Source organism: Rhizobium sp. Root1203 (genome assembly GCF_001424945.1).
Taxonomy (GTDB): domain Bacteria; phylum Pseudomonadota; class Alphaproteobacteria; order Rhizobiales; family Rhizobiaceae; genus Rhizobium.
The window spans coordinates 45611-67695 of sequence record NZ_LMCW01000002.1 but is presented as its reverse complement, the minus strand read 5'-3'; the positions used below and the strand labels follow the sequence as shown (position 1 = coordinate 67695).

Annotated in this window: 19 protein-coding genes; 11 read left to right on the top strand and 8 right to left on the bottom strand. The window is 61.9% G+C overall.

Annotation, left to right across the window (positions count from 1 at the left end):
* Positions 1-13 precede the first annotated feature (13 nt).
* From ASC97_RS03910 to ASC97_RS03895, 4 genes are all read right to left on the bottom strand, one after another.
* The gene (locus tag ASC97_RS03910) at positions 14-1444 is read right to left on the bottom strand and encodes an enolase C-terminal domain-like protein (RefSeq protein WP_057467068.1); all 1431 of its coding nucleotides are present in this window, start codon (positions 1442-1444) and stop codon (positions 14-16) included.
* Positions 1445-1453: 9 nt separating this feature from the next.
* Entirely contained in the window at positions 1454-2617 is a 1164-nt protein-coding gene (locus tag ASC97_RS03905; RefSeq protein ID WP_057467067.1) for a dihydrodipicolinate synthase family protein, read from the bottom strand.
* 3 nt (positions 2618-2620) lie between these two features.
* Positions 2621-3769, bottom strand: a complete 1149-nt coding sequence (locus ASC97_RS03900; RefSeq protein WP_057467066.1) for a Gfo/Idh/MocA family protein — start codon at positions 3767-3769, stop codon at positions 2621-2623.
* A gap of 133 nt (positions 3770-3902) precedes the next feature.
* A complete protein-coding gene (locus ASC97_RS03895; protein WP_057467065.1) occupies positions 3903-4580 on the bottom strand; it encodes a TetR/AcrR family transcriptional regulator in 678 nt (225 codons plus the stop codon).
* A 197-nt stretch (positions 4581-4777) separates the two neighbouring features.
* Between ASC97_RS03895 and ASC97_RS03890 the strand changes: the two genes are divergently transcribed.
* From ASC97_RS03890 to ASC97_RS03860, 7 genes are all read left to right on the top strand, one after another.
* Positions 4778-6067 (top strand): ABC transporter substrate-binding protein, encoded by a 1290-nt coding sequence (locus ASC97_RS03890; protein ID WP_057467064.1) that lies wholly within the window; start codon positions 4778-4780, stop codon positions 6065-6067.
* Positions 6068-6072: 5 nt separating this feature from the next.
* Positions 6073-7029 carry a carbohydrate ABC transporter permease gene (locus ASC97_RS03885; protein WP_057467063.1) on the top strand — a complete coding sequence of 319 codons (957 nt, stop codon included), beginning with the start codon at positions 6073-6075 and terminating at the stop codon, positions 7027-7029.
* Positions 7022-7906 (top strand): carbohydrate ABC transporter permease, encoded by an 885-nt coding sequence (locus ASC97_RS03880; RefSeq protein WP_057467062.1) that lies wholly within the window; start codon positions 7022-7024, stop codon positions 7904-7906. The genes ASC97_RS03885 and ASC97_RS03880 overlap by 8 nt, the downstream gene beginning before the upstream one ends.
* 33 nt (positions 7907-7939) lie before the next feature.
* Positions 7940-9013, top strand: coding sequence for a Gfo/Idh/MocA family protein (locus tag ASC97_RS03875; protein WP_057467153.1), 1074 nt, complete (start codon positions 7940-7942; stop codon positions 9011-9013).
* Between the two features lie 22 nt (positions 9014-9035).
* Positions 9036-10115, top strand: a complete 1080-nt coding sequence (locus ASC97_RS03870; protein ID WP_057467061.1) for an ABC transporter ATP-binding protein — start codon at positions 9036-9038, stop codon at positions 10113-10115.
* A gap of 66 nt (positions 10116-10181) precedes the next feature.
* Positions 10182-11063 (top strand): phosphotransferase, encoded by an 882-nt coding sequence (locus ASC97_RS03865; protein WP_057467060.1) that lies wholly within the window; start codon positions 10182-10184, stop codon positions 11061-11063.
* Positions 11060-13507: a GcvT family protein gene (locus ASC97_RS03860; protein ID WP_057467059.1), complete on the top strand. Its 2448-nt coding sequence runs from the start codon at positions 11060-11062 to the stop codon at positions 13505-13507. The genes ASC97_RS03865 and ASC97_RS03860 overlap by 4 nt, the downstream gene beginning before the upstream one ends.
* 29 nt (positions 13508-13536) lie before the next feature.
* On the opposite strand, the gene ASC97_RS03855 is transcribed toward ASC97_RS03860, so the two are convergent.
* A complete protein-coding gene (locus tag ASC97_RS03855; protein WP_057467058.1) occupies positions 13537-14991 on the bottom strand; it encodes a mannitol dehydrogenase family protein in 1455 nt (484 codons plus the stop codon).
* On the bottom strand, positions 14988-16403 hold the full coding sequence (uxaC, locus tag ASC97_RS03850) for a glucuronate isomerase (RefSeq protein WP_057467057.1): 1416 nt from the start codon (positions 16401-16403) through the stop codon (positions 14988-14990). The genes ASC97_RS03855 and uxaC overlap by 4 nt, the downstream gene beginning before the upstream one ends.
* Positions 16404-16583: 180 nt before the next feature.
* Here uxaC and ASC97_RS03845 point away from each other — a divergent pair, with 180 nt between their 5' ends.
* Together ASC97_RS03845 and ASC97_RS03840 are read left to right on the top strand one after the other, a co-directional pair.
* A complete protein-coding gene (locus ASC97_RS03845; RefSeq protein ID WP_057467152.1) occupies positions 16584-16793 on the top strand; it encodes a SlyX family protein in 210 nt (69 codons plus the stop codon).
* 112 nt (positions 16794-16905) lie between these two features.
* Positions 16906-17349, top strand: a complete 444-nt coding sequence (locus ASC97_RS03840) for a PACE efflux transporter (protein ID WP_057467056.1) — start codon at positions 16906-16908, stop codon at positions 17347-17349.
* Between the two features lie 92 nt (positions 17350-17441).
* Here the strand turns inward: ASC97_RS03840 and ASC97_RS03835 are convergent, their stop codons facing one another.
* Both ASC97_RS03835 and ASC97_RS03830 read right to left on the bottom strand, forming a co-directional pair.
* Complete coding sequence (locus tag ASC97_RS03835; protein ID WP_057467055.1) at positions 17442-18923, bottom strand: NAD-dependent succinate-semialdehyde dehydrogenase; 1482 nt, start codon at positions 18921-18923, stop codon at positions 17442-17444.
* A gap of 36 nt (positions 18924-18959) precedes the next feature.
* A complete protein-coding gene (locus ASC97_RS03830) occupies positions 18960-20240 on the bottom strand; it encodes a 4-aminobutyrate--2-oxoglutarate transaminase (protein ID WP_057467054.1) in 1281 nt (426 codons plus the stop codon).
* A 200-nt stretch (positions 20241-20440) separates the two neighbouring features.
* On the opposite strand from ASC97_RS03830, the gene ASC97_RS03825 reads away from it, so the two are divergent.
* A complete protein-coding gene (locus ASC97_RS03825) occupies positions 20441-21247 on the top strand; it encodes a MerR family transcriptional regulator (RefSeq protein WP_057467053.1) in 807 nt (268 codons plus the stop codon).
* A 115-nt stretch (positions 21248-21362) separates the two neighbouring features.
* Positions 21363-21989 carry a ribonuclease D gene (locus ASC97_RS03820; RefSeq protein ID WP_057467052.1) on the top strand — a complete coding sequence of 209 codons (627 nt, stop codon included), beginning with the start codon at positions 21363-21365 and terminating at the stop codon, positions 21987-21989.
* The last annotated feature ends 96 nt before the right edge of the window (positions 21990-22085 follow it).

Below are 22085 nucleotides of genomic sequence, written 5' to 3'. Positions count from 1 at the left end.
GTGTCTCCTCCGATTATTTGTTCAAGGTGCTGGGCGTCATCGCGCTCCAGTCGGGTTCGACAGCCGACCCAAGTCCACGCGCCGCGAGCACGCTTTCGAAGTGGATGTCGCCTTCGCGGATGGATAGGCGCGTACGGCCGGAAGCGCCCGAATAGAGATCGCCATGGGCAGCCAGATAGGCGGACTGCTCTGCCGCCGGTGCGCCGGCCATCCCATCGACATAGTGGTGCCCATTGCGCTCTACGTGGCCTGCGCCGACCAGGGCCGCCAGAACGAGATCCTGTTGCAATGCCAGGCCGGATTGCGTCGTCAGATCCTCAGCCGACATGAAATAACGGCCCGCGCCTTCCTGCGTGCTCCAGCTGGCAATCCGCGCCCGATTGAGCAGCGACCGATAGAACCCCTTGCAGGATTTGGAGGAGATACCGGCATAGCCGAGAGCGCGGGCGGTGACGAATGCCTCCATGTCGCCGTCCGACTCATCGATTTCAAGCGGCATTCGGCCGGAAATATCGGCGACGGATCTCGACAGTGCCTCAGCGCGGGCGATCGGCTGTTCGAAGAACAGGATCGAATCCCTCAGCCGGGAAAGCCGCGGTTCGGCGTCCATCCGATCCAGCAACTCAGCCACGACGGCGGCACTTTCGAACTGCTCATTGCCGTCGAGCGTCGCGCGATAACCGGGCGACGTTCGATCGAGGACAGCGGCGATCCGCACCAGACGCGCGGTATCCTCTTCGGGGCGACCTGATACCTTGATCTTGAAGTGGCTGTGCCCATAGGCCGCGACGACCTCTTCAAGCGTTTGCGGCAGGCCATCGTCGAGCCTCTGCGCGGCGTCGAGATCGGCAGCAACAAGCGCATCGGCCAGTCCGACCGTATGGCGCACGGCGAGATGCGGAGACGGAAGAATGCCGTCGAGGAATTGCGGAAGATCGAAACCCGAAAGATCGGCGGCGGTCGCCGTCGTCATGCCGAGAAGATTGGCCTTGACGGCGTCGACCGCGCACAGCCTCGTCATCCGGCACGCGGCGTCAACGATGGCGCGATCGACCAGCGCCAGTCCGAAGGACGCGACGAGGCCGGGGAGATTGCGCTCGGCGCAGGCGCGGTGATGATCCGCCTCAACCGCCGCATGCAAGCCGAAAGGCGTGCCGGCCCCCGCCGACAGCAACCGCTCGATTGCAAGCCGGAGTGCGGCGCGCAATTGATCGATATTGTCGTCAGGCGTCAGCGCCGGGTTCTTGTCGAACCATTTCGGCATCATCATTTCCGCCGACCAGCCGGGACTTGTCCGCCCATTGAGGTCGGCGATACGGACGCGAACGAAGACCTGCGGCGCCGCCTCGACCCTGGCCGCGCCGAAGCGGAAGGGAAACCTGAAGCGGACCGGCCGCTCGAACACCTCTGCCTCCGCGAGCCTGATCACAGGCGCATCGCTCATCACCCCACCTCAGCCGATGCCGTGGACAGCAAGAACCTGCCGCATGCGGCTTGTCGCCAGCTCGGGATCGGCGAGTACGCGCGCTTTGTCGGCGAGCCGGAAAAGTTCGGCCAGATGCGACAGAGATCGCGTCGATTGCTGACCCCCGATCATCGTGAAATGATCCTGAAGGCCGTTCAGATAGGCGAGGAACACGACGCCGGTCTTGTAGAAGCGCGTCGGTGCCTTGAAGATATGGCGAGAGAGGGGAACGGTCGGTTCGAGAAGATCGAAGAATTCGCGATTCCTGTCCCGGCCGAGCGCTTCGAGGGCTGCCGAAGCGGCTGGCGCGATGGCGTCGAAAATGCCGAGAAGCGCGTCCGAGTGCCCCTGTTTATCGCCGGCTATCAATTCCGCATAGTTGAAGTCGTCGCCGGTATACATGCGCACGCCATCGGGCAGCTGGCGGCGCATGGCCACCTCCTTCTCCTTTGACAGCAGCGAGATCTTGATGCCGTCGACCTTGGCGGCGTTGGCTTCGATGACCTGCAGGCAGGTCGACATTGCCTTGATATGGTCGGCGTTACCCCAGTAGCCTTCCAGCGCCGGATCGAACATTTCGCCGAGCCAATGGATGACCACCGGCTGCTTGACCTGGCGAAGGATGCGGTCATAGACGCGGACGTAGTCGTCAGGCCCTTTGGCGGCCGCGGCAAGCGCGCGGCTCGCCATCAGGATAATGCGACCGCCCGATGTTTCGATCGTTTCGATCTGCTCCTCGTAGGCCCTGATGATGGTATCGATCGTAACATCAGGGCCGGGCGTGAGGTGATCGGTACCGGCGCCGCAGGCAATCAGCGAATCCTTGCGGCTGGCCGCCTCGGCGAGCGCCCGACGGATGAGTTCACGCGCCTCCGGCCAGCCGAGACCCATGCCGCGTTGCGCGGTATCCATCGCCTCGGCAACGCCAAGGCCGAGATCCCACAGCCGATGGCGGAAGGCCAGCGTCCGGTCCCAATCGATCGCAGGCGTCAACCATGGATCGTTGTCCGCAAGGGGATCGGAAACGACATGCGCGGCGGCAAAGGCAATGCGCGGGAAATCCTTTGCCGAGCGCTTCTTCAATTCGATCGGTGCGCCGGTCAGCGTATAGGGTACGATCCGGCCATCAAGGGGAAGGTTGATCGCGGTCACGGCTCAGAACTCCAGCGACGGTACGTCGAGCCAGCGGCGTTCCGCCCAGGACTTCAGCCCGAGCTCGGCAAGCTGGACGCCCTTGGCGCCGGCTTCAAGCCCGTATTCCCATGGCGCATCTTCCGCCACATGGCGCAGGAACATTTCCCACTGAACCTTGAAGCCGTTGTCGAAAGCCTGCGTATCCGGCACTTCGTCCCATGTCTTGTAGAAATCGATCGTCTGCGGCTGATCCGGATTCCAGACGGGCTTGGGCGTATTGACGCGGTGCTGGGTCCAGCACTTCGTCAGGCCGGCGACCGCCGATCCGTGGGTGCCGTCGACCTGGAAGGTGACGAGATCGTCGCGGCGAACGCGGACGGCCCATGACGAATTGATATGCGCAATCGCGCCGCCCTCAAGCTCGAAAGTCGCATAGGCGGCATCGTCGGTATCGCAGTTGTAGGGCTTGCCCTGCTCATCGATGCGCGTGCCGATATGCGTAGCACCAAGGCAGGACACGGCCTTTACCTCGCCAAAGAGGTTGTCGAGCACGTAGCGCCAGTGGCACAGCATATCGAGGATGATGCCGCCACCGTCCGCCTTGCGGTAATTCCAGGACGGGCGCTGGGCCGGCACGCCCCAATCGCCCTCGAACACCCAATAGCCGAACTCGCCGCGCACGGAGAGGATCTTGCCGAAGAAGCCGGAGTCGCGCAGCAGTGCCAGCTTGCGCAGGCCCGGCAGGAACAGCTTGTCCTGCACCACACCATGCTTCAGACCGGAGGCACGCGCCTTCCGCGCTAGGTCGACCGCGACCTGCAGGTCGTCCGAGATCGGCTTTTCGCAATAGACGTGCTTGCCGGCATCCAATGCCCTGGAAAGCAGTTCAGCGCGCATGAGAGTCGTACCGGCATCGAAGAAGATCTGATCGTCCGGATTGGCAAGTGCGGCATCGAGATCCGTCGACCAGCGCTTGATGTCGTGCCTTTTGGCCAGCTCTTCCATCTTCGCGGCACTGCGGCCGACGATGATCGGATCGATTTCGAGTTTTTCGCCTGACTTCAGCGTCAGTCCGCCCTGGTCCCGTATGGCCAGGATCGATCTTACGAGATGCTGGTTGTAACCCATTCGGCCGGTAACGCCGTGCAGAATAATCCCTAGACGAGCCACGTTCTCTCTCCCTGCAAAGTCTCCGCAAAGCCGGAATGCGCCTGAACGCATCTCCTCCCGGCCAGTAACTAAACGGTTACTTGATGACAGACACAAAGTGCGCCTGTCAATAGAAAAAACCAAATTTCAGGATTCAGGCCGTGATCGAGGCGAGCGTCACGTGGACGATATGGCGCTCCCAGGCGTCAAGATTTGCCGGTTCGGCGAGGTCGCGCCCAAAGATCGTTGAGAGCGTGTACTGGTTCGAAAGGTAAAAATATCCGAGTGAGGCGATCGTCAGATAGACGTTCAGGGGATCGGCGCTTTCGATGAAGACACCGGCTTTCTTGCCTCGCTCCAGAATCTGCGCCAGCTCACCCAGCAGATGCGAATGCAGCTCCTTCAGGCGCACAGACTGACGCAGCCAGCGGGCTCGATGCAGGTTCTCGGTACCGAGCAGGCTCAGAAACTCAGGATGCTTGAGAAAATAGCGCCAGGTGAACAGCGCAAGGTCGCCGATACCCTCTTCGGGACTGCGATCGCCTATTTGCAACGCTCGCTCGGCCGTACGAATGCCGACGTAGGCATCCTCCAAGACATGCAAATACAGCTGCTCTTTGTCGCCGAAGTAGTGGTAGAGCATGCGCTTGTTGGTGCCGGCCCGTTCGGCGATCGCATCGACGCGCGCCCCGCCGATGCCGTTCTCGGCAAACTCTTTCGTCGCCGCTTCCAGAATTGCCGCACGCGTCCGTTCGGGGTCGCGTTGCAGGACACGCTCGCGCGGGCGTCGCTTTACCGTCTTCTTTTCCCCGTTACCGCCGGCGCCTTCCATCGGCTTCCCTTTCCCATTACCCCATTGCGCTCATAGTGACTTACGAGCGGATTGTAAAAAACAAATAGAGAAGAGCCCTTCTCATGAGCGCTTGACAGCGTCGGCGCTTGCTCATAACTTGTAACCAATTAGTTATTTGTTGCAAGTGAAACCAGCAAGGAGCGTGTGGAGGCGCTCCCCAAGGGAGGAGGAAACAGATGACACTACGCGTGAGCAGACGTAATTTCGTCGCGGGAGGAGCAACGCTTCTTTCGCTGTCAGCAATGGGTTCGAAGGCAGCGTTTGCCGCCGATACCCGCCTGCGGTTGTTGTGGTGGGGCTCGCAGCCGCGCGCCGATCGCACCAATAAAGTATCGCAGCTTTACCAAGCCAAGAATGCAGGGACGTCGATCACCGGGGAATTTCTCGGCTGGAGCGACTATTGGCCCCGTCTCGCGACACAGGTCGCGGGCCGCAATGCGCCCGACGTCATCCAGATGGATTACCGCTACATCGTCGAGTATGCACGACGCGGCGCCCTTGCACCGCTCGAATCCTACATGCCATCCAAGCTCAACCTCGGTGATTTCGATCCGGCGCAGGTCGAGGGCGGCAGCGTCGACGGGCACCTCTACGGCGTCAGCCTTGGTGCGAATGCCGCGGCTACCGTTCTGAACACGACGGCCTTCCAGGAAGCGGGCGTGGACCTGCCGACGCAGGCGACCACCTGGGAAGAATTCGGGAAGATCGGCGCAGAGATCAGCAAGGCTGGAAAGCGAAAGGCATTCTTTGGCTTCGCTGATGGAAGCGGCAACGAACCGCTGCTCGAAAATTACCTGCGGCAGCGCGGCAAGGCCCTTTATACGGCCGATTCCAAAATCGCGTTCGGCGTCGACGACGCGTCGGAATGGTTCGACATGTGGAGCAAATTCCGTGAAGCCGGCGCCTGCGTTCCGCCGGACGTGCAGGCGCTCTACAAGGATACGATCGACACCAGCCCACTGACGCTCGGCAAGGCGGCTGCCGACTACGCGCACAGCAACCAGTTCGTCGGCTTCCAGGCTATCAGCAAGGACAAGCTGGCGCTGACCAACTACATGCGCATCAAGCCGGATTCGAAGGGCGGGCACTACCGCAAGCCATCGATGTTCTTCTCGCTCTCGTCGCAGTCGAAGGTGCTCGATCAGGCCGTCGATTACGTCAATTTCTTCGTCACCAACCCCGATGCCGCCCTTGCCCTCGATGTCGAACGTGGCATTCCGGAATCGAAGGCAATGCGCGAAGTCGTGGCAGCAAAGCTCGATGCAACCGGCAAGATCCCGCTTGACTATGTGAGCGGGCTGGGCGACCTGGCGGGCAAGCTTCCGCCTCCGCCGCCGTCCGGAGCCGGTGAAGGCCAGGTGACGCTTCGCACAATCGCCGAGCAGGTGGCCTTCGGTCAGCTTACCGCTGCCGATGGCGGCAAGCAGCTTGTCGACGAGATCAGCCGGCTCCTCGCGCGAGGCTGATCCGGATGAGTGATGTGATGCGCACGAGCGCCCCTGAGGCCGTTCAGAGCGGCAATGGTGCAATGGCCAAGGGGCGTTTCAGACGCCTCTGGGCCGCCAACGCGCCAGGCTATCTTTTTCTCCTGCCGTGGCTGATCGGCTTTTTCGGGCTTACGCTCGGGCCGGCGATCATCTCGCTCTACCTCTCGTTCACCGATTTCGACATGATCAGGTCGCCGGAATGGGTTGGAGCAGCGAACTACGTGCGCATCACCACTGCCGATCCGAAATTCGCCGCGGCGATGAGGGTGACGCTGACCTATGTGGTCCTGTCCGTACCCTTCAAGCTTACCTTCGCGCTTCTGGTAGCGATGGCGCTCAACAAGGGGGTTCGCGGCCTGCCGCTATACCGCGCGATCTTCTACCTGCCCTCGTTGCTCGGCGGCAGCGTCGCGATCGCGGTTCTGTGGCGTCAGCTCTTCGCCGGCGACGGACTGGTCAATGCCGCTCTTGCACAATTCGGCATAGAGGGGCCAAGCTGGATCTCTCATCCGAGCTATTCCATCTACACCCTCGTCGCGCTCAGCGTCTGGCAGTTCGGCTCGCCGATGATCATCTTCCTTGCCGGATTGCGCCAGATCCCGACCGACATGTATGAAGCTGCCAGCCTGGACGGCGCCTCGAAGTTCCGGCAGTTCTACAAGATCACCCTGCCGCTGCTGACGCCGGTCATCTTCTTCAATGCGGTGGTGCAGACCATCGATGCCTTCAAGGCGTTCACGCCGGCCTTCATCATTTCCGGCGGGACCGGCGGGCCGATCAATTCGACGCTGTTCTACACGCTCTACCTCTATCAGGAGGCCTTCGGGAATTTCCGCATGGGCTACGCCTCGGCGCTTGCCTGGATCCTCGTGCTGATCATCGCGGTCTTCACGGCCTTCTCGTTCCTGACCTCGCGTTACTGGGTGCACTACGATGACTAACGGGATTACCACCGCCGTCTCGGCGCCGCCATCCGATATCACCAAGCGTAGCCTTCCTGCGTCGGTCGTCGTACACGCACTTCTGATTTTCGGCTCGCTGCTGATGCTCTATCCGCTGCTGTGGATGGTTTCCGCATCGGTGCGACCCGAAAACGAGATCTTTTCATCCACCTCTCTCATTCCGTCGTCGATAGACTTCTCGTCCTACCTTCGCGGTTGGGTCGGCCTCGACATCTCTTTTGGCCGGTTCTTCTGGAATTCGCTGGTTATCTCGGTACTGACCGTCATCGGCAACGTCGTGGCCTGTTCGCTGGCGGCCTACGCCTTTGCCCGGCTTCGCTTTGCCGGTCGGAATTTCTGGTTCGCCATCATGCTCGGCACCCTGATGATCCCGTACCACGTGACGTTGATCCCGCAATATGTGCTCTTCCTCAACCTCGGCTGGGTCAATACCATCCTGCCGCTGGTCGTGCCGAAGTTCCTGGCCAGCGACGCCTTTTTCATCTTCCTGATGGTACAGTTCTTCCGCGGCATCCCGCGCGAACTGGACGAGGCCGCGATGATGGACGGCTGCAGCGCCTGGCGCATCTACTGGAAGATCATGCTGCCGCTGTCGCTGCCTGTCCTGGCGACGGCTGCCATCTTCTCCTTCATCTGGACGTGGGACGATTTCTTCGGACCGCTGATCTATCTGAACGACATGAACACCTACACGATCCAGCTCGGCCTGCGGACGTTCGTCGACTCGACCAGTGCATCCGACTGGGGTGGCCTGTTTGCCATGTCCACGCTGACGCTGGTGCCGGTGTTCTTCTTCTTCCTGTTCTTCCAGCGCCTGCTGATCGACGGCATCGCCACGACAGGCATGAAACGCTGAAGGCGCAAATCGGACATGAGTGACATGAGTGACATGAGCATCAAGACAGTTGCGATCATCGGCTGCGGCATCGGGCGCTCCCACATCGTCGAGGGCTATCTGCCGCATCCCGACAAATTCAAGGTCGTGACGCTTTGCGACCTCAACGATGAACGCCTGAAGGAAGTCGGAGACGAGTTCGGCATCGAGAAACGAACGACCTCCTTTGCCGACGTGCTTTCGGACGACAGCATCGACATCGTCGATATCTGCACGCCGCCAGGCGTCCATCTGGAGCAGGTCGTGGCCGCCCTGGCGTCCGGCAAGCATGTGATCTGCGAGAAACCGCTGACGGGTTCGCTTGCCGGGGTGGACCAGATCATGGCAGCGGAAAAGACCGCCAAAGGCGTGCTCATGCCGATCTTCCAGTATCGCTATGGGGACGGCGTCGAGAAGGCGAAGCGGATCATTGATGCCGGTATTGCAGGCAAGCCCTACCTGGGCTCCGTCGAGACCTTCTGGCTCCGGACATCCGAGTATTATTCGGTTCCGTGGCGGGGGAAATGGACGACCGAGCTCGGCGGCGTGCTCGTTACCCACGCGCTGCATCTGCACGACATGTTGCTGCACCTGATGGGGCCGGCCGCCAGGGTCTTCGGCCGGGTTTCGACCCGCGTCAACGATATCGAGGTCGAGGATTGCGCATCGGCCAGCCTGCTGATGGCAAATGGCGCATTCGTGTCACTGTCGTGCACACTCGGTTCGCAGGAGCAAATCAGCCGCCTGCGCCTGCACTTCGAAAACGTGACTTTCGAAAGCAATCACGAACCTTATTCGCCCGGCAGGGATCCATGGAAGATCATTGCCGCTGATGATGCCGTGCAGGCGAAGATTGATGCCGTGATCGGTGATTGGCAGCCGGTCGCGCCGCGCTTCACCACGCAGATGGAGCATTTTCACGCGCATCTCATCGGGCGCGGGCCGCTGCCGGTAACCACCGGGGATGCGCGCCGCGCGCTGGAACTGGTGACCGCGATCTACCAATCGTCCGACAGCGGCAGTGACGTCGTTCTACCCGTCGGGCCGGACAGTCCAAAATACGCCGACTGGCGTGCAAAAACGAAATAACGGACCAGGAGGGATTTGGACGATGGCAACGAGCGTTGTTCTTCAGCAGGTCGAGAAGCGCTACGGCGCCCTGGACGTCATTCACGGCATCGATCTGAAGATCGATCCCGGCGAGTTCACCGTATTCGTCGGACCTTCGGGCTGCGGCAAGTCCACGCTGCTGCGAATGATCGCCGGCCTCGAGGAGATTACCGGCGGCGCCCTGCTCCTCGACAATGAGCGGATGAACGAGGTGGCTCCGGCCAAGCGCGGCATCGCCATGGTGTTCCAATCCTACGCGCTTTACCCGCACATGTCGGTCTACAAGAACCTGGCCTTCGGCCTGGAAACGGCGGGCTACAAGAAGGCCGAGATACAGCCGAAGGTGAAGCGCGCCGCGGAGATCCTGCAAATCGAGAAGCTGCTGGAGCGCAAGCCGAAGGCGCTTTCCGGCGGTCAGCGCCAGCGTGTCGCGATCGGTCGTGCCATCGTGCGCGAGCCTCGCATCTTTCTCTTCGACGAACCCTTGTCGAACCTTGATGCGGAGCTGCGCGTGCAGATGCGCGTCGAAATTTCCCGCCTGCACCGCGCTCTCGGCAATACGATGATCTATGTGACCCACGACCAGGTGGAAGCGATGACCATGGCCGACAAGATCGTCGTCCTCAACGCCGGCCGCATCGAGCAGGTCGGAGCACCGCTCGATCTCTACAACAATCCGGCAAACCGGTTCGTGGCCGGCTTCATCGGCAGCCCCAAGATGAATTTCCTGCAGGCTCGCATCGAGCGGGTCGGCGAGGCGGAAACGACGATCAACGTCTGCGGCAATTCGATCCGCCTGCCTCGCCGCGTGATGGCGGAAGCGGGCGAGAGCGTGACGTTCGGCATCCGGCCGGAGCACCTGTCGGTTCTCGAGAGCCGCAACACCACGCTGGCGACCGTGAACATCGACCTCGTCGAGAATCTCGGCGGCGCCACCATGCTCTACACCAAGACGCCGGACAATCAGCAGCTGACGATTGCGCTCGACGGACAGCAAAAGATCGAGCGCGACGCCAACGTGAAGGCCTCCTTCGATCCCGCGCGGTGCCATATCTTCGACGCCTCAGGCGCCTCGATCTAGCCACGCTTGACAGCGGATCCCTTTCTGGCCATGATTTCAATAACATAGGCCACGAAGGGGGAAAGCGTGACGCCTGAAGATCGGATTCATGGGCTAGGCATCTGGAAGGGTCCGATCGAAATTACGCCGATCACGGGCGGCATCACCAACCGGAACTATCTGGTGCGGGATCGAACCCGGCGCCATGTCGTCCGACTCGGCGAAGATATCCCCATTCATCACATCAGCCGCCAGAACGAACTGGCCGCGAGCCGCGCCGCGCACGCAGCCGGCCTTTCGCCTGCCGTCCTTCATCACGCGCCGGGTGTACTGGTGCTCGAATTCATCGAGGCGAAGGCGCTTTCGGCGCACGACCTGCAAAATGCCGAGACGCTCTTGCGCGTCATTCCACTGGTGCGCGCCTGCCACCATGACATCGCGCGCCAGTTTCGAGGGCCTGCTGCAATTTTCTGGGTCTTTCACGTCATCCGCGACTATGTCGCCAACCTGGCGGCTGCCGGGAGTTCGTATAGCGCCCTGCTTCCCGGTTTTCTCGAGAAAGCGGAAGCCCTGGAAGACGCCGCGGGACCCTTCGAGATTGCCTTCGGCCACAACGACATGCTTGCCGCCAATGTCCTCGATGACGGCAAGCGCCTGTGGTTGATCGACTGGGACTATGCCGGGTTCAACACGCCGCTTTTCGATCTCGGCGGCCTCGCCTCCAATAGCGAACTCGACCAAAGCGCCGAGCGGTCGATGCTCGAGGCCTACTATCAGACACCCCTGACGCCAGATCTCTGGCGTCGTTACTCCGCGATGAAATGTGCTTCTCTGCTGCGCGAGACGCTCTGGAGCATGATGTCGGAAATCCACTCCACCATCGACTTCGACTATGCCGGCTATACCGCCGAAAACCGCGCGCGGTTCGAGCGCGCCTTTACAGCATTTGAACAGGACACTGTACGATGAAGGAATTGCCCAAGACCGCGAAGGCCGTTGTCATCGGCGGCGGCATCATCGGCTGCTCGACGGCCTATCATCTCGGTAAGCTCGGCTGGACCGATACGGTCCTGCTCGAGCGCAAGAAGCTCACGTCGGGAACGACCTTTCATGCGGCCGGCCTCGTCGGCCAGCTGCGCACCAGCGCCAACATCACACAACTGCTCGGCTACTCCGTCGATCTCTATAAGCGGCTGGAAGCAGAGACCGGGCTCGGGACCGGCTGGAAGATGAACGGCGGCCTGCGCCTTGCCTGCAACGAGGAGCGCTGGACCGAGGTGAAGCGGCAAGCGACCACCGCCCAATCCTTCGGGCTCGAGATGCAGCTTCTGACGCCGCAGGAGGCCTTCGACCTCTGGCCGCTGATGACGACAGACGATCTCGTCGGCGCGGCCTTTCTACCGACTGACGGCCAGGCCAACCCCTCGGATATCACCCAGGCGCTTGCGAGAGGCGCGCGCATGGCCGGCGTCTCGATCTTCGAGGATACCGAGGTGATCGACCTTGAGATCGACAAGGGCAGGATCCGCGCGGTCATCACCGAGCATGGCCGCATCGAGTGTGAGCGGGTCGTCGTCTGCGCCGGTCAGTGGACGCGTGCATTCGCTGCCCGTTTCGGCGTCAACGTGCCGCTTGTTTCCGTCGAGCACCAGTACATCATCACCGAATCCTTCGGAGTACCCTCCAACCTGCCGACGCTGCGTGATCCTGACAGGCTGACCTACTACAAGGAAGAGGTCGGCGGCATCGTCATGGGGGGATACGAACCCAATCCTATCCCCTGGGCGAAGACGGGCATCCCCGACGGTTTCCACTACAGCCTGCTCGACAGCAATTTCGACCATTTCGAGCAGATCATGGAGCAGGCGCTCGGCCGCGTTCCTGCGCTCGAAACCGTCGGCGTCAAGCAGCTGCTGAACGGGCCGGAGAGCTTTACGCCGGACGGCAATTTCATTCTTGGCGAAGCACCTGAACTTCGAAACTTCTTCGTCGGCGCCGGCTTCAACGCATTCGGCATCGCGTCGGGCGGGGGCGCCGGCATGGCGCTTGCCGAGTGGGTCGCCAAGGGCGAGCCCCCCTACGACCTCTGGCCGGTCGATATCCGTCGCTTCGGGCGTCCGCATTTCGACACCGACTGGGTGCGTACCCGCACGCTGGAAGCCTACGGCAAGCATTATACCCTGGCCTTCCCCTTCGAGGAGCATTCGAGCGGCCGGCCCTGCCGCAAGTCGCCGCTCTACGACCGGCTGAAGGCGCAGGGCGCTTGCTTCGGCGAAAAGCTGGGCTGGGAGCGGCCGAACTGGTTCGCCGATCTGTTTTCCAACGAGGAGCCAAGGGATATCTACACTTATGGCCGCCAGAACTGGTTCGACGCCGTCGGCCGCGAGCATGCCGCCGTCCGCGAGGCAGCCGTAATCTTCGACCAGACGTCATTTGCCAAGTTCGTTCTCAAGGGACGCGACGCGGAAGCGGCATTGTCGTGGATCGCCTCCAACGACGTGGCGAAACCCGTCGGTTCGCTGATCTACACGCAGATGCTGAACGACAAGGGCGGCATCGAGTGCGATGTCACCTGCGCGCGCATTGCGGACGACGAGTACTACATCGTCACGGGCACCGGCTTTGCGACGCATGACTTCAATTGGATAGCACGCAATATTCCCGACGGAATGCAGGCCGAACTGGTCGATGTGACGTCCGCCTATTCGGTTCTGGCGCTGATGGGACCAAACGCACGTGCGGTGCTGGAAGCGGCGACCGGAGACGATGTGTCAAACGCCGCCTTCCCGTTCGGCCGCGTCAGGACTGTCGGCATATCGGGGTGCCCGGTGCGGGCGCTGCGCATCACCTATGTCGGCGAACTTGGCTACGAGCTGCATGTGCCGGTCGAATATGCAACCACGGTCTACGACGCGCTGATGGCGGCGGGCGGAGCGTATCAACTGGTCAATGCCGGCTACCGCGCGATCGAGAGCTGCCGTCTGGAAAAGGGCTATCGGGCGTGGGGCTCAGACATCGGCCCCGACCACACGCCCGTCGAAGCCGGTCTCGCCTGGGCCGTCAAGACACGAAGGAACATTGCCTTCCGCGGCCGCGAGGCGATCGAGCGGCAGCTGTCCGAAGGCGTCAAGAAGATGCTCGCCTGCTTCGTTCCCGACGATCCCGATGTGGTGCTGCTCGGACGCGAGACGATCTATCGCGACGGCAAACGGGTCGGCTGGCTTTCCAGCGGCGGTTTCGGCTACACGATCGACAAACCGATCGGCTACGGTTATGTGCGCAATCCGGAGGGCGTGACGGAGGATTTCGTGCTCGGCGGTCGGTACGAGCTCGACGTTGCCAGGCAGCGGGTTGCCTGCAGCGTTTCATTGAAGCCGCTCTACGATCCGGAGATGAGGCGGATCAAGGCGTAGGGACGGGGATACCCTGCTCCCCGCCAACCTCAGATCAGCGGGAGCTTGTTGTCCTGGATCAGCAGCTCCAGCTTGTTTGCCACATCCTCCGTCCAGCCGGCGTTGCCGGTCAACGCTGCCGGGAAAAGCCCGGGCAGGCCGAAGAGCGCCGCCGAGACGGCGCCGCCGTTGCGCGGCACGTCGGCCAGAAGCGCGGCAATTTCGCCCGCGCGGGGATCGCGCAGTTCAAAGCTCTTGCCGTTCCGATCGATACCTATCGCATAGCGCATCCACGCGGCGACGGCGATCGCATAGGTCTCTGCCTTGCTGCCATGCGCAAGCGCTTCCGTTGCCGGCTCCAGCAGGCGCTGCGGCAGTTTCTGGGTACCGTCCATGGCGATCTGGTAGGTACGGTGGGCAATCGCCTTGTTTGCAAAGCGGGCTATCAATTCATCGGCATAGGCATCGAAATCGATGCCTGGCAGCGGATCGAGCGTGGCTGCGGCGGCATTCATCTGGCGGCGCGCAAGCGCTGCCAGCCCGGCATCGTCCATCACGTCGCGGATAAACTCATAGCCACCTATGTATCCGAGGTAGGCGAGAAGCGAATGTGCGCCGTTCAGCATGCGCAGCTTCATCTTTTCATAGGCCGAGACATCCTCGACCATGAGCGCACCCGCCTTTTCCCACCGAGGCCGACCATTTGCGAAATGATCTTCGATGACCCATTGTGTAAAGGGTTCGGTCTCGATTGCCGCGAGGTCCTGCCGGCCGGTCAATGCCTCGGCATCGCGATAGGTCGCGTCCGTGCTTGCCGGCGTAATGCGGTCTACCATGGTCGAGGGGAACGGCACGTTGCGTTCTATCCATTGCCGCAGCGGCGGATCGACACGCTCGGCAAAATCGAGGACCAGACGCTTTAGAACTGCCCCGTTGCTTGGGAGGTTGTCGCAACTGAGCGGCGTGAACGGCGCAATGTCCTTGGCGCGGCGGCGGGACAGCCCCTCAACGAGATAGCCGATGACGCCACGCGGCGCATGCGGGTTGGCAAGGTCGGCAGCCACATCGGCGTGCTTGAGGTCGAGCCCGCCGTTGGCGGCGTCGAAGCCATACGCCTTTTCGGTGACGGTCAGGCTGACAATCCTGATTGCCGGATCTTCCAGCCGTTGCAGCAGCTCAGCGGGATTGCGGGTCGCCACGTGCGCGCGCAGGATCGGCCCGATGACCTCGGCCTGCGTGCCCGCGGAATCGCGCACCAGCACGGTATAGAGGCCGTTCTGCTCGTTCAGGTGATCGGCAACGTCGGCGGTACGCAGGCTCGCCACCTCGATCCCCCAATCGCCGCCTGCCGCGGAGAGCGCGGCATCGGTGAAGGGCGCGAAATGAGCGCGGAAGAAAGCGCCTGGGCCGAGATGCAGGATACCGGCGGTCAGCGCCTCGCGGTCATAACCGGGAAGCTTTGCGGTGGAGGCAAGGCCCGTCAGGCTCGTCAATCGTTGCGTCACAGCTTGTAGGCCTTCTTTGCGTTGCCATAGGAAAGTTCGCCGGCGACAATCTCGGCATCCTTGCGGGCGATCCGATGCTCCGCGACGAGCTGTGCCAGGAAGCCGCAGACTTCGCGGCGCCAGACATCGTGACGCGCGGGGATCGACAGCAGCGCACGCGTGTCGTCGTTGAAGCCCGCGATGTTCGCGAAGCCTGCCGTTTCGACCACCTGATCGAGATAGCGGCGGATGCCGGCCGGGCTGTCGTGAAACCACCACGGCGGACCGATCATCAGGCACGGCCAATGGCCGGCCATCGGTGCCAGTTCGCGGGCATAGGTCGTCTCGTCGAGTGTGAAGAGCAGGACGCGCAGGCCCGGCGCCTGGCCGTATTTCGAGAGCATCGCGCCGAGACCGCCGACCCAATCCGTGCGGGTCGGGATATCGGCACCCATGTTCGGGCCGCGCGCCTGGAAGAGTTCGCGGTCGGTGTTGCGGCGCGCGCCGGCATGGATCTGCATCGTCATGCCGTCTTCGGCAGACAGGCCGGCCATCTCCGTCAGCATCTGGCCGCGGAACAGCTCGGCTTCTTCAGCGCTCAACGTACCCTTGTGTGCCTTGTCGAGCAGACGCTGTCTTTCGCCAAGCGGCAGATCGGCCGTAAAGGCGGTAGGCACGCCGTGATCGGTCGCGGTCGCGCCGTATTGGCGGAAATAGGCGCGGCGCTTGCGATGGGCGTCGATCAGGCCGTCCCATGACACTACGTCTGAATTCGTCAGCTCGCCGAAGCGAACGAGATTGTCGCGGAAGCCAACGGCATCCGGATCGGTAACGCTATCGGGGCGGTAGGTGGTGCGCACCCGCCCGATCCAACCGTCCTCAGCCATCTTCTGGTGATGCACCAGCGGATCGAGCGCGCCTTCGGTCGTGGCGATCGTCTCGATGCCGAAACGCTTGTGCAGCGCACGCGGCCGGAATTCCGGCAGGGCCAGCTGCGTGTTGATGTGATCATACAGTGCATCGGCGTTTTCAGGCGTCAGCGCCTCGGTGCAGCCAAGCACCGCCGACATCGCGTGATCGACCCAGAGGCTCGACGGGGTGCCGCGGAACAGATGATAATTCGCTGCGAAGACGCGCCAGATCGCACGGCCCTCGGCCACCGGTTTGCCGTCGAGGCGTGGCACGCCGAGATCATCGAGCCGGACACCGACGCTGTGCAGCATGCGAAACAGATAGTGGTCGGGAACGACCAACAACGATGCCGCATCCTCGAACGGTTTGTCGTCGCCAAACCACGAAGGTTCGGTGTGTCCGTGCGGACTTACGATCGGCAAGGCACGCACGGTCTCGTAGAGATCGCGTGCAATGGTCCGCGTGGTCGGGTCGGCTGGAAAGAGCCGGTCCGGATGAAGAAAGCCATTCCCAACATCCATCAGTATTCCTCCCTGAGGCATACCGCCCTACCGCACAACAAAAGATGCGGCAAGGGGTTTTAGTAACCAAACGGTTCACTTGCGAATCGTTTTTCCACTCCTCTCGACATGGTTGACCTCGCGGCCTATTTCCGCTTTTGAAGGTGCACGAGAATGGCCGGTGGCGGCAAGGAGAGTCCGATGTCCGAGGAGACAAGCCGCATAGTACAACTCGAGGAAACCATAGCCCACCAGGCGAAGGCCATCGAGGAGCTTTCCGATCAGCTGACGGAACAATGGAAGGTGGTCGAGCAGACGCGTGCGAAGCTCGACCGTCTGACGGAGCGCTTCCTTTCGCTGGAGGAGCAGTCGTTGGAGGCGCCCGCCGCTACCCGTCCGCCGCACTATTGAACCTCCGGGCTTGCACCGGGCGCCCGGCGCCACTATATCAGCGATGCGAGGACGACCTCCCCCGTATGGGCATAAACTCGGGACGACCCGACTTTCCCACAGGGGGTTGAACATGCGATCTACATCAGACCGTATCCGTCATGCGATCAGCTTCGAAATCATCGGTCTTGCTCTCATTACGCCGCTGGGCGCCCTGGCGTTCGGCATGCCGATGGCAGATATCGGTGTCGTCGGCGTGGCCAGCGCCACGATCGCGACCGGTTGGAACTATCTCTACAATCTCGGCTTCGATCATGTCATGCAGCGCCTGACAGGCGGCACGCGGAAGACGGTTGCCATTCGTATCGCGCATGCGGTTCTGTTCGAGGGGGGATTGCTCATCGCCCTCTTGCCGCTGATCGCCTGGTACCTCGGCGTCAGCCTCGCGGAGGCCTTCATGATGGACGTGTCGTTCGCCCTTTTCTACCTGGTCTACGCGTTCGTGTTCAATTGGGCCTACGATCGGATCTTTCCATTGCCTGACTGGCAGCAGGCAGCCGAAGCGCCGCAGGGCTAGGAACAGGTTTCACAAAGCACCAAACGAAATGCGGGACCGCCAATGCCGGCGATCCCGCATCCGAGTGTTCAGGTAAGACCTGCTATGCTTTCTCAGAGGCTACCCATGCAGAGATATTTCATCTCGAGGTAATCATCGGCGCCATGACGCGATCCTTCGCGGCCAAGGCCTGACTGCTTGATGCCACCGAACGGCGCCGTTTCGGTGGACATCAGGCCAGTATTGATGCCGACCATTCCGTATTCCAGCGCCTCGGCGACCCGCCAGATCTTTTTCAGATCTCCGGCGAAGAAATAGGCCGCAAGACCGAACTCGGTGTCGTTCGCCTGGTGGATGACATCCTCGACGGTGTCGAAGCGGAAGAGCGGCGCGACCGGGCCGAAGGTTTCCTCGCGTGCCACCTTCATGCCGCGCGTGACGCCGGTCAGCACGGTCGGCGTAAAGAAGGTACCTGCGCCCTCGATCCGCTTGCCGCCGGTCAGGACCTTTGCGCCCTTGGATACTGCGTCCCTCACGTGGTCCTCAACCTTGGCAAGGCCTTGCTCGTCGATCAGCGGGCCGATCGTCACGCCGGCCTTGAAGCCGTCGCCGACCGACATTTCCTCGACCTTCGCGGCGAGCTTGGCCGCGAAGGCGTCGTAGACGCCGGACTGGACATAGAGGCGATTGGCGCAGACGCAGGTCTGGCCGGCATTGCGGTATTTGGAGGCGAGCGCACCTTCGACGGCAGCATCGAGGTCGGCATCGTCGAAAACGATGAAGGGTGCATTGCCGCCGAGTTCGAGGCTGATCTTCTTGATCTGGTCCGCGCACTGGCGCATCAGGATGCGGCCGACTTCCGTCGAGCCGGTGAAGCTGATCTTGCGAACCTTCTCGTTCCCACAGAGCTCCTTGCCGATGCCGGGACCGTCTTCGCCGACGATGACATTGAAGACACCGGCGGGGATGCCGGCCTGTTCCGCAAGGACAGCCAGCGCAATCGCCGAAAGCGGTGTCTGTTCAGCGGGTTTCGACACGACGGTGCAGCCGACGGCAAGCGCCGGCGCTATCTTGCGCGTGATCATCGCCGCCGGAAAATTCCAGGGCGTGATCGTGCCGACGACACCAACCGGCTGCTTTATCACGAGCATGCGCTTGTCGTTCGACGGCGCAGGAATGGTTTCGCCGTAGATGCGCTTTGCTTCTTCGGCATACCACTCGACGTAAGCCGCGGCGTAAAGGATTTCGCCGCGCGCCTCTGCAAAGGGCTTGCCCATTTCTGCGGTCAGGATCGCAGCAAGCTCGTCGGCGTTGGCGACCATCAGGTCGAACCACTTGCGCAGGATGGTTGCTCGCTCCTTGGCGGGACGGGCTGCCCAGGCGGGCTGTGCGGCATGGGCAGCGTCGATCGCATCCCTGGTTTCAGCGGCGCCCATGTCGGGAAGCGATGCCAGCACTTCGCCCGTTGCCGGGTTGACGACGTCGAATGTGCCGGTCGCACCACCCGCTGTCCAGACGCCGCCGATGTAGCCGGCGGCGCGCAGGAAGGGCGAGGAGAAGGGAACGTGTCTGGTCAGTGCGGTCGTAAATGCCATGTCATGTACTCCGAAGGCATTGATAGGCGGGACGGCTCACCTGGCGGCGCTTGCTTCCAGGATCGAGGCTTCGAGAATGTCGAGCGCCTCGCCGAAGACGTCATCCTGAATGGTGATCGGCGCGAGGAAACGGATGACATTGCCGTGGATGCCGCAGGTCAGGAGGATCAGCCCCTTTTCAAGCGCGATCAGGCGGACCGTGTTGGCGAATTCGGCGCTTGGCAGCTTCGTCGTCTTGTCGTTGAACTCGACGGCGTTCATGAAGCCCGGCCCACGGATATCGACAATTTCCGGCACTTTTTCGCGCAACGATTCCAGGCGCTGCTTGAGCCGGCCGCCAAGCTGGTTTGCACGCCCGCAGAGATCTTCGTCCTTGATCACGTCGAGAACGGCGTGCGCGGCGGCGATGCCGAGAGGATTGCCACCATAGGTGCCGCCAAGGCCACCCGGACCCGGTGCGTCCATGACCTCTGCACGACCGGTGACGGCTGCGAGCGGGAAGCCTCCGGCGAGGCTCTTGGCCATCGTCATCAGATCGGGCGCCACCTCATGGTGATCCATGGCGAACATCTTGCCTGTGCGTGCGAAGCCGGTCTGGACCTCGTCGGCTATGAGCAGGATGCCGTGCTGATCGCAGAGTTCGCGCAGTGTCTTCAGGAAGGAGACAGGCGCTGAATAAAAACCACCCTCGCCCTGGACCGGCTCGATAATGATGGCTGCAACCCGCTGCGGATCGACATCTGCAGCAAACAGCTTCTTCAAAGCCGCGATAGACTGGTCGGGGGTGACGCCGTGGAGGTCGACCGGGAACGGGACGTGAAAGACATCGCCCGGCATGGCGCCGAAGCCGACCTTGTAAGGGACGACCTTTCCGGTCAGCGCCATTCCCATGAAGGTGCGGCCGTGGAAGCCTCCGCCAAAAGCAATGACGGCGGACCGGCCGGTCGCCGCGCGCGCAATCTTCACGGCATTTTCAACAGCCTCAGCACCTGTCGTGACGAAGATCGTCTTCTTCTCGAACTTGCCGGGTGTCAGCGCGTTCAGGCGCTCGGCGAGGCGGACGTAGCTCTCGTACGGAACGACCTGATGGCAGGTATGGGTGAAACGATCGAGCTGGTCCTTGACCGCTGCAATCACACGCGGATGGCGGTGACCGGTGTTGAGCACGGCGATGCCAGCCGCAAAATCGATGTAGCGACGGCCTTCCTTGTCCCAGATCTCGGAGTTTTCCGCGCGATCTGCGTAGATCTGCGTGGTCATGCCGACGCCGCGCGAGATGGCAGCATTTTTCCGGTCTGTGAGGGTGGTCGCGGTCATCGTGCGCTCCTGTAGCGAAGGGAATTTTTAATTATCTTGCATAACTTCGGCAAGGGATGTAAAAAATTCCTACATTTTTCCTGCAAGAATGCAAGCGACATTTTCCGCTTCAAACCACCGCGGTTTTCAGCGATGTTCCGGAACATGGGTGAGGCTTGCCGACAGCCCCAAAGGAAAACGAAATCAGGAACCATTGGCTTATGAGCAACGACGCGCCCGTGCGCTACAAGGTGGCCGAGGCCGCGAGGCTGGCAGGTGTTTCTCCCTCCACCCTGCGCCTCTGGGAAAGCCAGGGCCTCGTCGTCCCTGGCCGCTCCGATACCGGCCACAGGCAATATAGTGCGGACGACGTAGCAAGGCTCCAGCGGATTTCCTGGTATCGCGTCGAGCGGGGGCTCAATCCCGCGGCAATACGCGAGGCGCTCGAAAGCGAGGATCCCACCGACAGCCCCGAGGGAAGCGCCGTTTCGGATATTGGGCGCCGGCTCCGCAGCCTGCGGCACGCGGCGGGAAAGACGCTGGATCAGGTTGCCGGCGACATGCACATCACTTCCTCCACGCTTTCAACGCTGGAACGCACCTCGCAGGGCGTCAGCTTCAAGACGCTGCACGATCTTGCAGAATACTACGGCACGACCGTATCCCGGCTATCGGGCGAAGAGCGGGACGACGTGTCGGCCGTCGTTCGCGCCGGTGAGTGGCGCACATGGCCGGAAACGACCCCAGGGGTGACCGTCCAGCTTCTGGCTGAGGGCCGCATCATGATGGACTGCCATCGGTTCGTTCTTGCACCCGGTGCCGCCAGCGAAGGTGCCTACCGGCATGACGGCGAGGAATTCATGCACATACTCTCGGGCCGCCTCGAACTCGTGCTCGATTCCGACCAGTTCTTCGATCTCGGGCCAGGGGATTCGCTGTACTTCGAAAGCCGCCGCTACCACTCCTGGCGCAACCGGCACGATGGCGAAACGATCCTGATCTGGATCAACACGCCGCCGACATTCTGACGCCGTGACCCTCGGTCCGCCACTGCGGGCGAACATTCTGGGCCGAAATCGGTATCGCGCAGCCTGCCTTTGCGCTATAGCCCCACGACAAACATCTGATAGAAAGACGAGACCGATGGCGGCCACCATACGTTACCACGAAGGCGATATTTCCACGACTGACGCCGCCCGTTACACCGGAGCGATCGCAATCGACACCGAGACGCTGGGCCTGGTGCCGCGCCGCGACCGCCTATGCGTCGTCCAGCTTTCGCCCGGCGACGGCTCGGCCGACGTGATCCGCATTGCCGCGGGCCAGAAAGAAGCACCGAACCTCGTCGCAATGCTGGCCGACACCTCGCGTCAGAAGATCTTCCACTACGGCCGGTTCGACATTGCTGTGTTGTTCCACACCTTCGGCGTGACCTCACAGCCGGTTTTCTGCACGAAGATTGCCTCGCGCCTCTGCCGCACCTATACGGACCGTCACGGCCTCAAGGACAATCTCAAGGAAATGCTCGACGTCGACGTTTCCAAGGCGCAGCAGTCGTCCGACTGGGCAGCGGCGAAGCTGTCGCAGGCGCAGCTCGAATACGCGGCTTCTGACGTCCTTTACCTGCATGCCCTGCGCGACAAACTGACCGAACGCCTCGTCCGGGACGGCCGTATCGAGCACGCAAATGCCTGCTTCGAATTCCTGCCGACCCGTGCCAAACTCGACCTGCTCGGCTGGGAAGAAGCAGACATCTTCGCGCACAGCTGAGATTAATTCCAATGGCATTCGACACCCCAGACCGGCCGCGGCGCTCCGCGCGCCGGTCATTAGCGATTCTTTAAGCAAATTTCGCTAGGATGCTTC